The following is a 14,826-nucleotide window of genomic DNA, read 5'->3' as shown; positions in this document are numbered from 1 at the left end:
GTTATAAGATGTCAAAAAAGACGATTGTTGTTTGTGACCATATCCACCAGGATGGATTGGATATTCTCGCTAATGATAGTGAAATAGAATTTATAAATGCAGCAGATGAGCCTAAAGATAAGCTCCTTGCCGAGTTCATCCCTTTAGCTGATGTTGCCATTACACGTTCTTCTACAGATGTAGATGATGCATTTTTAGCACAAGCTAAAAAAGTAACAGCAGTGGTACGTGCAGGTGTAGGTGTCGATAACGTAGATATCCCTGGATCTAGTAAACAGGGTATTGTTGTAATGAATGTGCCTACAGCAAACACTATCGCAGCAGTTGAGCTTACAATGACGCATATGCTATCATGTGTAAGAACCTTTCCTTATGCGCATAACAATCTTAAACTCGATCGTGTATGGAGAAGACAAGACTGGTATGGTACGGAACTTAAAGATAAAAAATTGGGTATCATTGGTTTTGGTAATATCGGTTCACGTGTAGGAAAAAGAGCGAAAGCATTTGAAATGGATATTGTTGCCTATGATCCATACATTGATCCAAGTAAAGCAACAGATCTAGATATCGGATACACGAAGAATTTTGAAGATATTCTAGCATGTGACATCATTACGATCCATACACCTAAAAACTCTGAGACGATCGGTATGATTGGTAAGGATGAAATAGCGAAAATGAAAGATGGCGTGATCCTTATTAACTGTGCGAGAGGTGGTCTTTATGACGAAGATGCACTTTTAGAGGGTCTTACTTCAGGTAAGATCGCTATGGCTGGTATCGATGTATTTAACAAGGAACCAGCAACGGACCATCCGCTTCTTGATCTTGATAATGTGACTGTAACACCTCACCTTGGAGCAAATACAAAAGAATCACAAAAAAATATTGCGATCCAGGCAGCTGAAAATGCGATCGCGGCAGCAAAAGGTATTGCATACCCTAATGCACTTAATTTACCTATTAAAGAAAATGAACTGCCTGATTTTGTAAGACCATACCTGGAACTGATACAAAAGATAGGTCATTTGTCTGCACAGATCACAAAAAGTGCTGTGAAGTCTATTAAGGTAAGTGCAGCTGGACCTGTTGCAGAACATTTGGAATCTATGGGAACATTTGCAACGGTAGGTGTGCTTACAGAATCTTTAGGGGATCAGATCAACTACGTCAATGCTGAATTCGTTGCAGATGAACGTGATATAGAGATCACCAAAGAAGTAAAACCGAACAACAGTGGATTTACGAATAAAGTCGGTGTGAAACTGACAACTGCAGCAGGAACTATCTCTATCGCTGGTACAGTATTTGATGACACTGAACAACGTATTATCGAGATCGATGATTATATCCTGGATGTTGATCCAAAAGGAACCATGATCTTCTTCAGAAATACAGACACTCCGGGTGTGATCGGCGATGTAGGTAGGATCATGGCAGAGAATGGTCTGAATATCTCTGACTTTAGATTAGGACGTGACAGCAAGAAACAAGCACTGGCTGTGGTACGTGTAGACGGTCAAGTCAAGAAAGAACTTCTTGAACAACTTGCTTCCTTGGAAGCATGTATCAGTGTTGCTCACGCAACACTTTAATAACTAAGTGGGTTCTCCACTTAGTCTCTTTTCATTCCTCTTTTTATTTATCCATACACTATTGATTACAATTTAACCAAATAACCTGTTGCATTCATAACGAAGTTCAAGTATACTAATTATTGTATCATCTTATATATGTTATAATGCAAACTTATTTTATGATGACTGTGGTAATCAAGTGCTACTTTAGTTATAATATAAGATAATCTTGGATAAATGGAGTCTCTCTTATGAAAAAATATCTTATTTTTCTTTTGGCTTGGCCCTTATTTGCCGGTTTAGATAATCTTGATATTGATCAGGCTATTGCCATGCTCAAAAATAAGAATCTGGAATTAAAAATTTCCCATTTCAATGAACAGATGAAGGCATATGAAACTGCTGCTGCCAAAGGGAATCATTACGGTAAATTGGATGTGTCTGTATCAGGGATGCGTTCCAACGACGCAGGGAATGTATTTGGATTTAAGTTACAAAGCAGGGAAGCCACGTTTGGAGATTTTGGAGCACAAGAGTTCTTTGAGAACTACAATTCTGGTGCAGATCCATTTACACCGCCACCACAAGCATTAAATTATCCGGAAGCAAGAAACCACTATCAGACAAAGATCTCTTATATGCTGCCACTCTATACCGGTGGAAAACTCTCAGAGTATGGACGTATCACGGAAGCGATGCATCGCATGAGCCAGTGGGATACACAAAAACTTATCAATGAAAAGATCTTTCAGACCAAAAAAGCATTTTACGATATCTCTTTGGTAGAGAACTATATTGTAAACCTTTCCAAGATCATTCAAAACATCAGTCGTTTGGAAGTGATCGTCAAAAGTATGGGTGAAGAGGGGTATACTCAAGAGATCGATCTGCTTGAGGTTCAGGCCCGTAAGGCAGAAGCAGAGAGTATGTACAACCAAGCCAAACTCAATAAAGACCTGGCCTATCAATTTCTTTCATTTTTATTGAACACAGAAGTAAGTTCCATCAAAAAGGTCAATGATATGGCACCACTACCAAAGGTGGAGCCTGCAGAAGTAGAAAATCATAATATAGATATACAAAAAGCACTCTTGGGATTGCAGATCAGTGAAATGGCCGTAAATGTTGAAAAAGCGAATTATTTGCCTACGGTCGGTGCTTTTGGTGAGTATGGGAGTGCAGATGATGAAATGTGGAATGAATTTCGAGACAAAGATGCTTATACCGTTGGGATCCAGTTGAAGTGGAATATATTTAATGGTGGAATTGATGCAGCAAATCTTGAAAAAGCAAAAGTAAATCATCTTAAAGTACAAAATGAAGTTTCACTGGCTAAATCCGGTATTGCGTTGAAGGTAAAAAAACTTCAAACGGAGATCCTAAGTAGGAATGCGGATGTAAAGAGTTACCAAAAACAATTGCGTTTTGCACGAAAAGTCTATGAAAACTACCGTTCAAGATACCAGGAGGGTATTGTTTCAATTTCAGATGTACTCATGAAGCAATCCAAGGAATTGGAAGTATTGCTCAAGTTGCTTACGTTAAAGAATGAACGTAATACCAAGATATTTGAACTGAACAGTATTTTGAACAGAGGAGGAAATGTATGAATCACTTTATGAGACTAATTGTTTTGGTATTGATGGTTACATCTGCACATGCTATAGAGATCGAATTAAGCGGTTCTGTCATATCGGATAATCAAAAGATACTCACCAGTCGTTACATGGGGTATGTAAGAAATATGGCTGTATCCGAGGGTGACATTGTGAAGAAGGGACAACTGCTTTACGAGATCGATTCAAAAGAGATAGAGTCAGCTGAGAGACAGGTGGACCTGGCTATTTCTCAAGCGAGACTCTCTCTACAGATGAATGAAAACCAATATAATAATGTGCTAACCAATCTTGCAAGACATGAAAGACTCTATGAGAAGAAGATGGTTTCCAAGTATGAATATGAAATGCTGCAACTTTCTGCCAAAAACCTTAAAGATATGGTTACCATTGCTGAACAGCAGGTGAAACAAGCCTTGGCGAAGAAAGATGAAGTATTGAATCAGTACAATTATTTGAAGATCCATGCACCCAATGATGGTGTCATTGTCGATAAACGTCTCAATGAAGGTGAAATGGCAATTCCCGGTATGCCAGCAGTCACACTCACGGATCTGAGTAAGTTGAGTATCGTAGCAGAACTAAGTGAAACACAATTAAAATATATCAATTTAGGTAAAAAGGTTGATATAGAGATACCTTCTATCGGTTTCAGTACAGTGGGTGAAATAAGTTCGATCATACCTAGTTCAAATCCTATGACGCACAAATTTAAGATCAAAATGAAATTTGATCGTAAGGATAGTGCTTCCGTTTATCCTGGTATGTATGCCAAAATCATGATCAAGTAGGCATGGATGGAACATACACAAGAGTATAAAATAGTCAATATAGCAGGAAGACTTGCGAAAAGTTTTTTACGTAATCCCTTAACGATAGTTCTGGGTGCCATGTTACTGCTGATCGGATATATAGCGCTCACGACAATGCCCAGAGAAGAAGATCCTCAAATTGCTATATCCGGCGGTGCTGTGATCGTTGCTATGCCGGGAGCTACACCTCAAGAGGTAGAAAATATCATTATCAATCCCTTAGAACGTAAATTACGTGAAATACATGGGATCGAACATATCTATGGCATGGCAATGGAAAATGTAGGTATTGTGAATGTCATGTACTATATAGGTGAAGACAGGGAAGACTCAAATTTAAAACTCTATGACAAAGTCATGCAAAATATGGATCTTATGCCTAAGGGTGTTATGCAGCCAAGTGTCAAGCCCTTTGATATCGATATTGATATCCCTATCGTGACAGTGGCATTTTATCCCAAAGCAAAAAGTACTATAGACGAAGTTGAACTTTTTAAAACGGTCAGAAGAGTCCAGCAAAAAATCAATGCTGTTGACAATGTAGCTAAAACATTACTCAAAGGTGAGAGAAAAGCACAATATAATATCGAAGTTGACATGGGAAAACTCTCAGCCTATCACCTCTCTTTGGGACAGATCATGCAGGCAGTACAATCTTTGGCTGTTTCGGTACCTGATGTAAAGGGTAGAACGAAAGAGAATCACTTAGTGATCTTTGGTGTCAAAAATGCTATTGAAAGTGTGGATGATGTGGGGGATGTGATCGTGGCACAGTATATGGGGTCACCTATATACCTCAAAGATGTTGCAAAAGTAAGTGAGGGCGTTGATAGACAAAACTTTCAAACAGCAAAGATATTATTAAGAGAAGACAAGCATCATGAAAAGAGTGTAGAGAATGAACCGGCACCCTTACAACAAAGTATGAGTGAAGAGAAAAATCAAATCACACTCACCGTCGCAAAACTTGCCGGAACCAATGCGGTATTTGTTGCTGAAGATGTACTGGATGTGCTCAAAGAATATGAAGCAGAATTTGAAAAATTAGGTATTGGGTATTTGATCACAAGAAACTATGGTGTACGGGCAAATGAGGCAGTCAATGAACTGATGCATCACTTGATCATTACGATCGTGATCATCGCTTTAATGTTGGTTTTTGCTTTGGGGTGGAGAGAATCTATCATTGTAACATTTACGGTACCGGCCATTTTGGCAGTCACACTGTTTACTGCATGGATGACAGGGCAGACCATGAACAGGATCACACTTTTTGCACTCTTGCTCTCCTTGGGATTACTTGTGGATGCTGCTATTATCGTGATTGAAAATATTCATAGACATTTACACAGCCATGGGGTTGAAAACAAAGAGATGGATGCACTTTTAGTGGAAGCAACAGATGAGATCGGTGCACCGACAAATATCGCAACATTGGCTATTATCTTAACGATGGTTCCTATGGCATTTGTTGGCGGGATGATGGGGTCATTTATGAAACCTATCCCCTATAATGTACCTGTTGCACTGATCGCTTCATTGTTTGTAGCCTATATCTTTACGCCTTATTTGAGTTTAAAGTTATTGAAAAAACCAGAGCATGGTCAAGATTATGCATCGGATGAGGAAGAAGGATCAATAGAATGAAAAAATTTGAAAGTTTTATTTATGATATTCTTGATAACAAGTCAAAGAAAAAACTGGTAATTACTTTAACTGCTGCAGCATTTTTCTTGGCACTTTTAATGTTTCCGACTAAATTGGTACGGGCAAAAATGTTACCGGGGAAAAGTGATAATACATTTTCTATTTATATTGATACACCTACAGGTTCCTCTATAGAACAGACAAAGGCTGTAAGTGACTGTGTAATTGACTTTATCAAACAAGAAGATGAAGTGATGAATATAGAGCTTTTCCTAGGACAGGGTATTCCACTTGATTATGCAGGGTTGGTCAAAGGTACAAGTATGAAACGTAATGAAAATGTTTCAGAGATATGTGTAAACCTTACGGACAAGCATCATCGTGAAGAACCGTCATTTCTTATGGTACAGCGTTTAAGACCTAAGATACAGGAGGAATGTAGCTCTTTGACAAAGGGTACGAGCATTAAATTTATAGAGCAGCCATCCGGACCACCAACCATGGCATCCATCGTTGTTGAAGTGCATGGTGATGATCTGGAAAAAATAAGAGGTCTCGCTGTGGAGGTAGCAGATGTGTTATCACAAACAGAAGGTTTGGTTGATATAGATGTGATGGCAGATGAAGAGTATGAAAGATATGAACTTATACCAGACAAAGATAAAATTGCCAGAAGCGGTTTAGGTGTGGATCAGGTAAACAATATCATCTACCTTGCTTTTGAAGGTATGGTCATCGCACATAAGAATTCTCAAAATTCACCCGATCAGATACCGATATTTTTGGTATTGGATAATAGCAGTAAGAAATTACCTCTATCAAATGAAGATGCATTGCAAAGCAAACTCTCTTCATTGAACTTAATGAATAAGCAGGGTATGATGGTCTCATTGAGTGAAGTGGTTACGATCCGTAAAGTGAAGTCAAATCCTATGATCATGCATAAAAATCTTTCCCGTATGATCAATGTGATCGCAGAAACTGATATGGTTTCACAAGTATATCCCCTTTTGGATGCACGCAGTATGATGCTTGAAAAATTTGAAAAAGAGTATATTGTGACTACAGCAGGATTGTCAACGCATATGTTTGATTTTACTTTAGAAGACAAAAAAACACATGAAAAATTCCATATCTTTTGGGATGGTGAAATGAAAGTGACCCTTGATACTTTCAGGGATCTTGGTGCTGCATTTATCACTGCTTTGATACTGATCTTCCTGTTATTGGTCATTTATTATAAGAGTTTTGTGATCAGTGGTATGGTCCTGTTAGGTTCATTCCTCTCACTTATCGGGGTGATCGTAGGACACTGGGTGGCAAACTGGTTCACTTCTGAGACATTCTTTCTGACGGCTACTTCTCTTATCGGGTTTATCGCCTTGATAGGGATAAGTTCAAGAAACTCACTGCTTCTTATAGATTTTGCGAAGTCTTTGATGGAGATGGAGGGTATCAAAAAACGTAGAGCTATCGCTATTGCAGCAGCAACCAGGGCAAAGCCTATTGCTTTGACAGCCGTTGCTATTATTTTGGGTTCTGCACTGCTGGCCGGAGATCCGGTATTTGGCGGGCTTGGTGTCGCACTTATTTCAGGTACGGTTGCAGCTGTATTTGTTTCACTGCTTTTTATTCCAGTACTGATGGATAATGCAAAATCAATGGATTTTGAGCCAGTGCACCCTTTTGAAGAACATCGTAATATTTCTATCACCAAGTGATCCTCTGTTGGTCCCTATTGAGGGGCCACTACAATATTTTACCAAGCATTTGCTATAATCATGCATTATTTTTAAGGAGCTACAATGGCTACAGTTGGAATGGGTGATATCAAAAAAGGTACAAGACTCGAAATTACAGGAAACCCGTATAAGGTGACGGATTTTCAACATGTGAAACCAGGTAAAGGTGCAGCATTTGTACGTATGAAGATCAAAAACCTTGCTACAGGAAAAACGATTGAAAAAACCGTACATGCAGGTGATAAATTTGATGTACCGGAACTTGAACAAAAAACGATGCAATATCTTTATGATGATGGTGAGTTTTTACAGTTTATGGATACGACAACGTTTGAACAGATCGGGCTTACACATGAACAAGTAGGTAAAGATACGTTTGATTTTATGATAGACGGTATGGAGGCGGAAGTCCTATTCCATGGAGGTCAAGCGATCTCTGTTGAGATACCTCAAACGGTTGTACTTAAAATCGTAGAAACACCGCCTAACTTCAAAGGTGATTCACAAGGTGGGAAAAAACCGGCTACACTTGAAAGTGGTGCTGTCGTACAAGTACCTTTCCATGTGCTTGAAGGTGAAATGATCAAAGTAGATACAGTTGAGGGTAAATATTTGGAGAAAGCCAAATAAATACTTTTCTGGTTTTCATCTACAAACCTATCTTGAGACTGAACCATCCAAATAAAATACCTTTGGATGGTTCAATGACTTCTTTTTTTTTCTCTCTCTCATATATACCTTATTAACTATTTTTTTGCATTGCATCTGTTATGAAAGTTATGGTGCTATATGGTTTGTTACGAAAGGTGCTGGATTAAACGCTGCGAAAAGTCATTGAGTTTGGAATACATATTAAGAAAGTAGATACTTTCTTAATATTTGTTTGGAGCAAATGTCTATGTATCAAGACACTTTTTTAAGAGTAGTTAATACGCATTCGCGTATAGAGTATCTTAACTGTGTTTAGCTTTAGAATCTTCAGTTGTTTTCGGTTGAGCGGAAACTTTCACTGATGTCTCTTGAGAATCTTTTGTGAGTGTAAGTGCAGCTTGTTTCATATCTTCAAACATCTCTCCAAAACTAAAGTCTGCTTGTACATTTGTTAATAAAGCCGCGAATGCTACTGCTGTAACGATGATTTTTTTCATATGTGTAACCTTTTTTATAAATTATTTATAAATACTATCAATTATTATTTTATATCTATCTTAAATCTAAACATTAATTATAATTTTTACAAATATAATATTATTATGTAATAACTATTTTAAGTTGAAACTATATGTAATGGTCATTTCCGGATCGTATCTATTTTAACATTAGTATTTACTAATAGGTAAGTTGTTATAATCGTGTCATTACAGCGTTCTTTTAGAAGAGTATGACGCTACACAAAGGATGAAATATGGCAAGTGTATTAATACCTATAGCAAAAGGTTTTGAAGAGTTAGAAGCGGTAGCTCTCATAGATGTGATGCGTCGTGGGGGTATAGAGGTGCGTGTAGCATATTTGGAAGATCAGTTCCAGGACGATTTGGTCTTGGGGGCAAACGGAATCACACTGCAGGCGGATACTTCCATCAAAAATGTCATCAGTGATGACTTTGATATGATGGTGCTTCCCGGCGGTTGGGGTGGCACACATGCTTTGGCTGAAAATGCAAGGGTGATTGAACTTTTGCAAGAGTTTAAAGCTACAAAAGTGGTAGGTGCCATGTGTGCTGCACCTTTCGCACTTAAAAAAGCCGGTGTTCTAGGCAGTGAATATACCTGTTACCCCGGTGCCAAAGAGGATATAGACCATCCTGGATACAGAGATGATATGAAAGTGGTGACCGATGGAAATGTTATGACTTCTCAGGGCCCTGGTACCGCTGTCTGTTTTGGGCTTGCCATTGTAGAAAGACTGGTAGGTAAAGAGAGTATGCAAACTGTAAAAGATGGGATGCTTTTAGACTATTGTTAAGAAACTACCCGTCATACATTTTTTCTACTTTATTTCAATCTATTTTTACCTAACCTTTGCTATATTGGAATCAATATTTTCAAAGGTTACCCATGTCAGAAGAACCAAAAGCAAAACCTCAATTTACACATCTTCACTTACATACTGAATACTCGCTGCTTGATGGTGCGAATAAGATCAAAGCACTTGCCAAAAAGATCAAAGAGCAGGGGATGACCTCCGTAGCCATGACGGATCATGGCAATATGTTCGGTACCATTGACTTTTATAATACCATGCGTAATGAGGGGATCAAACCGATCATCGGGATGGAAGCCTATGTCCATAACCAGGAAGACCTGGGAGATAAATCTATACGCCAGCGCTTTCACCTCTGTCTCTATGCTAAAAATGAAGTGGGTTATAAAAACCTGATGTACCTGAGTTCACGTGCCTATATCGATGGATTTTACTACTATCCTCGTATCAACTGGGACCTTCTGAAAGAGAATAGTGAGGGGCTAATCTGCTCTTCTGCCTGTTTGCAAGGGGAAGTCAACTGGCATATGAATCTTTCAGAGAGGAATGTAAAGTTCGGTGCCAAAGGGTATGAGGAGGCAAAAAAAGTTGCCTTGAAATATAAAGATGTCTTTGGTGATGATTTTTACCTTGAGTTGATGCGTCACGGTATCGGTGATCAGCATCGTATCGATAAGCAGATCATACAACTTTCACAAGAGACCGGCATCAAGATCGTAGCCACCAATGATACGCATTATACAGAACAAAAAGATGCCGATGCCCATGAAGCATTTATGTGTATCGCAATGAACAAACTTTATGATGACCCCAACCGTCTGCGCCATTCGGTCCATGAGTTTTATGTGAAATCACCAGAACAGATGGCGGAACTTTTTGCTGATATCCCTGAAGCCATTGAACATACCCAGGAGATCGCTGATAAATGTAATTTGGAGATCAAACTGGGAGATCCTACACCGCCTAACTTTAAATTTGCCAGGGAGCGTGCAGAAGCCATTGGTCTAGTACTCCCTGAACCAGATAAAGAGTATTCACTAGAGAACGATAAAGTACTTTTTATAGAGGAGTCACGTAGAGGACTTGAGAGACGCTTAGAGATCGTACCTGAAGAGAAACACCAAGAGTATAGAGATAGACTTCAAGTCGAGATAGACATTATCAATAATATGAAGTTCCCTGGCTACATGCTGATCGTATGGGATTTTGTAGATGCTGCAAAACAGATGGGTATTCCCGTAGGACCAGGACGTGGTTCTGCGGCAGGTTCTCTTGTGGCCTATTCACTGAAGATCACAGATATCGACCCCATGCCGTACGGACTGCTCTTTGAGCGTTTCTTGAATCCTGAACGTATCTCCATGCCGGATATCGATATGGACTTCTGTCAGGCCCGCCGTCAGGAGATACTTGATTATGTGGTGGAAAAATACGGCCGGGTCAACGTGGCTCAGATCATTACCTTTGGTAAACTTTTGGCAAAAGGGGTCATCCGTGATGTGGCACGCGTCCTTGATATGCCTTACTCCAAAGCAGATGCTATGGCTAAACTTATCCCAGATGAACTGGGGATTGATCTGAAAAACTCTTATGAAAAAGAACCTAAGATCAAGGAACTCTTAGAGAGTGATCCACAGGCAAAACGTACCTGGGAGTATGCATTGGCGCTTGAGGGACTCAACCGTAATGCAGGAACACATGCTGCGGGTGTGGTGATCTCCAATGAACCGCTCTGGCAAAAGACGCCTCTATTTAAACCGACAGGGCTTGATACACTTGCAACACAGTACAGCGGAAAATATGTAGAAGATGTGGATCTCATCAAGTTTGACTTTTTGGGATTGAAAACACTTACCGTGATAGAAGAAGCACTGAAACTTGTAGAGAAGAGACATGGCAAACGTATCAATTTCGTCGAAGAGAATATCGAAGACAAAGAGGTCTATGATTATATCAGTACCGGGGAGACACTGGGACTCTTCCAGATAGAATCAGCTGGTATGCAGGACTTGGCAAAAAAACTGAAACCAAACGGTTTTGAGGATGTCATTGCGATGCTCGCACTTTACCGTCCGGGACCGATGGAGTCAGGGATGCTTGATGACTTTGTTGAGCGTAAGCACGGAAGGGCAGAGATCACCTACTCTTTCCCTGAACTGGAACCTATTCTCAAACCGACCTATGGGGTGATCGTATACCAAGAACAGGTCATGCAGATCGTACAGACCATCGGTGGATTCAGTCTTGGTGGTGCGGACCTGGTGCGTAGGGCGATGGGTAAGAAGATCAAAGAGGAGATGGATAAACTCAAAGGACAGTTTGCCGATGGAGCAGAGAAAAAAGGGTTTGACAGAGAAAAAGCAGCAGATCTTTTCGATCTTATCGTAAAGTTTGCAGGCTATGGTTTTAACAAATCTCACTCTGCTGCGTACGCGATGATCACATTTTATACTTCTTATTTGAAGCATTATTATCCGACAGAGTTTATGGCGGCTATCCTAACACTGGAAAAGAACAATACAGACAAAGTGGTTAAATACGTAGATGAACTCAAACGTATGGGTATTAAACTTCTTCCACCGGATATTAACCGTTCAGGGCTTGTATTTGAAGCACGTAAGGTTGATGGTGATGAGGTCGTTATGTTTGGTATGGGAGCCATTAAAGGTGCAGGTGATATCGCTATAAATACTATGCTTAAAGCGAGGGAAGAGGGAGAGTTCAAAGACTTTTCTGACTTTGTCTCGCGCATAGACTCAAGCAAAGTCAATAAAAAGGTCATTGAATCATTGATCAAGGCAGGAGCCCTTGATAGCTTTGGATATAGTCGTAAAGCGATGCTTTCACAAATAGAGGAGATCATAGAGTCTGCTAAGAAAGCAGGAGATGCCAAGAAACAAGCTGTGGGTTCACTGTTTGGAGAGGGTGCGGAGATGACTGCTGTGACTTTAGAACTTTCTCACATGACAGAGTTTGAACCCATGGAAATTCTGGAGATGGAAAAAGAATCTCTAGGTTTCTATGTTTCAGGTCACCCACTGGATAAATACCGTGAAACACTGGATGAGATCAGCTACACACTTAGTTCAGAGATAGATGATCTCGCGGATGGATCACAGGCAATGTTCATAGGTAAAATCGAAGAAATTACAGAGAAGATAAGTAAAAAAGGTAACAAGTTCGGTATCGCCAATATCATGGATTTACACGGTAACATCGAATTGATGCTCTTTGAAAACCGTCTTAAAGAACTGGAAGAAGATTTTGATCTTAGCAAACCCATTGCTTTTAAAGTAAAGATCACGAAAGACGGTGACTTTACTCGTATGAATATATTGAAAATCTCAAGTATGAAAGATGCGAAGAAAACGAAAGTCAAAGTAGAAAAAGAGGTTAAACATGTAGAAGAGCCTGTTCAACCCCCACTTATTCTTTCTCTTAATCTCATGCCTGATGCAAAGATCGTTGAAGAACTGATGTGTCTGGTCGATAAATACCCTGGAAAACGACCATTGGAACTTCATATCAAGTCTAAACTTGCAGATGTAGTGATAGAATCTAAAATGAAAGTGAGCGAACTGATCATGGAAGAGGCGAAAGAGCTTGGTATCTATCCTGAAGAAGCTTTAGAAATTATAGGCTAGGGTATCCAACAGTTTTAATCTTGTTTTTATTACTATGTATTATAATAAGTACTTATTCATACTAAAGCGAAAGGAGAACAAATGAAATTTATTAAAGGTTTGTTTACATTTGTAGGCGCAGTTGTTGTAATTGGTTTTATTTTCGCATTTGTGAAGTTTGATCTTGGTACAAGGATCGGGCAGGTAAGTAAGCTTGATCCTCAGGCATTGCCGGAGTACATGAAAATGTTTGATAAAGTACTCACTACAGGTGATCCGGCTAAAGGGATGATCCGTAAGGTAAAAATGGTCATACCCGAAGGTATGACCAAACAAGAAGCATTTGAGAATGCTTTAGAGATCATGGATGAAACTGCAAGTGAGTTTGGTATGGCATTGGTAGATAGTAAAACGATGCCTAGACATGGGAAGTTGTTTAAAGACGGTGGACTTCTGACACATATCCGTTCCTATTGTTCTCCTTATATCGCAGATATATTTTTAGGGCATTCTGCAGAGTTTATTGGTTTTATGCCATGTAGAATAGGTTTCGTTGAAGAGCCAAACGGAGACATCTATATCTATACAATGAGTATGGAACTGATGATCAATGGTGGTCATGTATTAGAACCTAAACTGCTTGAACTTGCAAATGAGGTAAGAACAGGTATGTATACGATGATGGAAAATGCTGCAGCTGGAGAATGATCTCCTCTTTTCATGAATACTTGCATCATTAGGGGTAGAATGTAGGTATTTCTCTTTGTTTTATATGCTGATATAATGATCAGCTAAACTACCCAACCAGGAGTTGTATGTCCACTTTAGAAGATGAAAAAGCATTTATGCTCTTAGAACAAGCTGTCTATAGGGCTCAGGAGTCACTCGAAAAGACAAAGCACTTTCAACCCTTCTTGATGTTACTAAATGATGCGGGAGAGGTTGAACTTTTCGAAAATGATGTAAAAGAGACTTCGGAAAGTTATGCTTTATTGGAAGGTACATTAAAGCAACGCATCAGAGAGGGTGATATTGATGTGATGGTATTAGTGGTTGACACGATTATACCTGAAAATTTTGTTCAAGATGTTCCAAGTGGCATACGATTACATTTAGAAGAAAAAAGCCAAGTAGATAAGAAGATCGCTGCAAGATTTCTCTATGTGCCTTATGAACTATGTAGAGTAGGTGATGGTGAAATGTTCGTGAAACTTCATAATCCGATACCGGTAGGTTTCCCTGCGGAGTACATTGTAAGCTAAATAGCTGTATAATTTGAGCCTAGAGTTTATTTTAATCCTATAAATGGCAAAATTTGTGTAGTATAGAAACAAATAAATAATATAACTTTTTCATAACACTTCATTTCAATCCAATAATACTAAAATAGTGCTACAATCTTTCCATTAATAATCAAACTAAGGAACATTTTATGTCAAACTTACCAAAAATCATATGGTCAAAAATCGATGAGGCGCCGGCACTTGCTACGTATTCATTACTTCCAATCGTAAATGCTTTTACTAAAGAAGCAGGTGTTGAAGTTGTAGAAAGTGATATTTCACTTGCTGGAAGAGTACTTGCAGCTATGGGTCTTGCAGAAGATGAGTTGTCTAAACTAGGTGAAGTTGTACTTCAACCAGAGGGGAACGTGATCAAACTTCCAAACATTTCAGCTTCTGTTGGACAGTTAAAAGATTGTATCGCTGAGCTTCAAGGTCAAGGATATGATATCCCTAACTACCCTGAAAATCCGGCAAATGATGAAGAAAAAGCAATCCAGGCAAAATACAGCGTATGTCTTGGTTCTGCAGTTAACCCG

The 14,826-nt window shown here is 39.2% G+C and carries 12 protein-coding genes; 11 read left to right on the top strand and 1 reads right to left on the bottom strand.

Features of this window, described 5'->3' with window-relative positions; genetic code table 11:
* Positions 1–8 precede the first annotated feature (8 nt).
* From serA to efp, 6 genes are all read left to right on the top strand, one after another.
* Positions 9–1,598, top strand: coding sequence for a phosphoglycerate dehydrogenase (gene serA, locus PF327_RS10620; protein WP_008241695.1), 1,590 nt, complete (start codon positions 9–11; stop codon positions 1,596–1,598).
* A 233-nt stretch (positions 1,599–1,831) separates the two neighbouring features.
* The gene (locus PF327_RS10615; RefSeq protein WP_289402547.1) at positions 1,832–3,190 is read left to right on the top strand and encodes a TolC family protein; all 1,359 of its coding nucleotides are present in this window, start codon (positions 1,832–1,834) and stop codon (positions 3,188–3,190) included.
* The gene (locus PF327_RS10610) at positions 3,187–3,987 is read left to right on the top strand and encodes an efflux RND transporter periplasmic adaptor subunit (RefSeq protein WP_008241698.1); all 801 of its coding nucleotides are present in this window, start codon (positions 3,187–3,189) and stop codon (positions 3,985–3,987) included. Before PF327_RS10615 ends, PF327_RS10610 begins: the two co-directional genes overlap by 4 nt.
* 6 nt (positions 3,988–3,993) lie before the next feature.
* A complete protein-coding gene (locus tag PF327_RS10605) occupies positions 3,994–5,655 on the top strand; it encodes an efflux RND transporter permease subunit (protein ID WP_289402546.1) in 1,662 nt (553 codons plus the stop codon).
* Positions 5,652–7,376, top strand: a complete 1,725-nt coding sequence (locus PF327_RS10600) for an efflux RND transporter permease subunit (protein WP_289402545.1) — start codon at positions 5,652–5,654, stop codon at positions 7,374–7,376. Before PF327_RS10605 ends, PF327_RS10600 begins: the two co-directional genes overlap by 4 nt.
* An 84-nt stretch (positions 7,377–7,460) precedes the next feature.
* Complete coding sequence (gene efp, locus PF327_RS10595; RefSeq protein ID WP_008241702.1) at positions 7,461–8,027, top strand: elongation factor P; 567 nt, start codon at positions 7,461–7,463, stop codon at positions 8,025–8,027.
* A 323-nt stretch (positions 8,028–8,350) separates the two neighbouring features.
* On the opposite strand, the gene PF327_RS10590 is transcribed toward efp, so the two are convergent.
* Positions 8,351–8,545, bottom strand: coding sequence for a hypothetical protein (locus tag PF327_RS10590; RefSeq protein ID WP_008241703.1), 195 nt, complete (start codon positions 8,543–8,545; stop codon positions 8,351–8,353).
* A 257-nt stretch (positions 8,546–8,802) separates the two neighbouring features.
* Here PF327_RS10590 and PF327_RS10585 point away from each other — a divergent pair, with 257 nt between their 5' ends.
* The 5 genes from PF327_RS10585 to PF327_RS10565 form a co-directional block, all read left to right on the top strand.
* Entirely contained in the window at positions 8,803–9,363 is a 561-nt protein-coding gene (locus PF327_RS10585; RefSeq protein ID WP_289402544.1) for a DJ-1 family glyoxalase III, read from the top strand.
* Positions 9,364–9,455: 92 nt separating this feature from the next.
* Positions 9,456–13,025: a DNA polymerase III subunit alpha gene (gene dnaE / locus PF327_RS10580; protein WP_289402543.1), complete on the top strand. Its 3,570-nt coding sequence runs from the start codon at positions 9,456–9,458 to the stop codon at positions 13,023–13,025.
* 81 nt (positions 13,026–13,106) lie between these two features.
* Positions 13,107–13,712, top strand: coding sequence for a DUF302 domain-containing protein (locus PF327_RS10575; protein ID WP_008241706.1), 606 nt, complete (start codon positions 13,107–13,109; stop codon positions 13,710–13,712).
* A 107-nt stretch (positions 13,713–13,819) separates the two neighbouring features.
* Positions 13,820–14,266, top strand: a complete 447-nt coding sequence (locus tag PF327_RS10570; RefSeq protein WP_008241707.1) for a hypothetical protein — start codon at positions 13,820–13,822, stop codon at positions 14,264–14,266.
* Between the two features lie 170 nt (positions 14,267–14,436).
* Positions 14,437–14,826: NADP-dependent isocitrate dehydrogenase (locus tag PF327_RS10565; RefSeq protein WP_289402542.1), on the top strand; the 390-nt coding region annotated here is incomplete at its 3' end.

Source organism: Sulfurovum xiamenensis (assembly GCF_030347995.1).
Lineage (GTDB): Bacteria > Campylobacterota > Campylobacteria > Campylobacterales > Sulfurovaceae > Sulfurovum > Sulfurovum xiamenensis.
Note: the sequence above shows the minus strand (reverse complement) of the source record. Positions and strands in the feature narration are given on the sequence as shown.